The organism is Parendozoicomonas sp. 209JJ7-1 (genome assembly GCF_058147085.1).
The window spans coordinates 1-1,520 of the sequence record NZ_JBYVJU010000064.1; the positions used below are offsets into that span (position 1 = coordinate 1).

Annotated in this window: 2 protein-coding genes; both read right to left on the reverse strand. The window is 38.4% G+C overall.

The window, feature by feature from the left end; genetic code table 11:
• Positions 1 to 137 precede the first annotated feature (137 nt).
• Positions 138 to 482, reverse strand: a complete 345-nt coding sequence (locus ACY2RQ_RS19290) for a DUF4156 domain-containing protein (RefSeq protein ID WP_490114640.1) — start codon at positions 480 to 482, stop codon at positions 138 to 140.
• Between the two features lie 186 nt (positions 483 to 668).
• Positions 669 to 1,520, reverse strand: an 852-nt coding sequence (locus ACY2RQ_RS19295) for a hypothetical protein (protein ID WP_490114641.1), incomplete at its 5' end; no start/stop codon positions are given.

Consider the following 1,520-nt stretch of genomic DNA (forward strand, 5'->3'; position numbering starts at 1 on the left):
GAGGATTTTTCTGGTACTGACCGGCTCTGTATAGATTCATTCTTGTTGCAGCAGTTTACTGGGTTTAAGAATGTAACGCCCGCATCAGGTGCGCCGTAGGCGTCACCTGGATGCGCTTGTATGCGAATTTTTTGTACTCAGGATCTACATTTATATGCTTTACCAACTGCAGTAGTATTAGTTGTTCCAAGGGAACCGTAAGCATTCGTGTTTTTCATATCTTGAATGTAGACGATATTGGCACCTAGTTTATAACCTTCATTTCGTAATTCGTTTCTAGCTCCGATTACGAGATTTTTATTTGAGGTCAAGTCACCAGTTATAAAATTACCTTTTGTTCCTACTATTTCGCCAACAAATCTACATTTGTTATTGTCTGGACGTTCATTTACCAGTTCAACAAATTGTGCACCTGGATTGAGAGACTTAGCTGAACAAGCGGATAGTAAAATTCCAGAAATGGCTAAAACTACTTTTTTCATTGTTTGAGTTCTTGGGGTTGTTGTTGGGACTATATTTTTTTCTTTATTAAAGCAGTGAATTTTATCACAACCAGGTTTTTTTGTATAAAAGTGCAAAAAATCTACGCATTAAATCTTCAGTTTTGTCGCGTTATTTATTGATGAGCACCGGCTCGCATAACGCTTGGTTCAGGTGCGCCGAAGGCGTCACTTGGAACCACTTGTTAGGCGGTGTGATGGCAAAGATAAAGATGAAAATAGAAATAGCTTCTCATGAGATAACCGATAAAAGCTTTCTTCGGGACTGCCTCCGCCATCAATAATTAGCTCTTTCGCTGTATAAACAGGGTAACCATACTCTATTGCACCGTACTCTTCACCATATTTGCAGTAGTGCAAAGAGCCTTTTTTTATTCCTAATGTTGAAGCTTTAACACAGCAGCTTCCCACTCCTCCAGAAAAAATCAGAGCATCAGGTTGATGAAATATGAGCTGCTCATGTGATTCAGGCGCTGAAAAAATTGAGCTTGTCTGCTTCATTATTGTTCTGCTGTTTTCTGGAAGATGGTCAATAATATACTGTGGTGTTTCTATTCCTGCAGCGGCACTCTCTTCGTATACAAAGTTAATGATTGGTATTTTATTTCTTGAACAGAAAGAGATTAAAGCAATCGTGGTATCTTTATCATTCCAATAAGCATCAATTAAACAAAGAAGAAATTTTACTCCATTAGATTGTGCAATTTTTATTTGATTAAAAAAACCTCCATTTCTATCGGGAATGTACTCCTTGCATATTGCATTTACAGAGTTTGAGGAACCGGGAATTAAATCTTTATTGAAATGTATTTCTCCAAACTCATGATGTGTAGCTGAACTTACAATTCCAGATGGTCTTGAAACTGAGGCGTCACTCTTTTTGCTTGTAACATTATCAGGCAACTCATGGCTTTTCTTATATGGTTTTGGGTTAATATCCATAATTTTTTCAGTGATGTTTGAGGTTGATTGTACGCCTAACGCCCGCATCAGGTGCGCCGAAGGCGTCACCTGGATGCG

Coding starts and splice junctions, on each gene's coding strand:
- ACY2RQ_RS19290 (WP_490114640.1), bottom strand. CDS start 482: ATGAAAAAAGTAGTTTTAGCCATTTCTGGAATTTTACTATCCGCTTGT.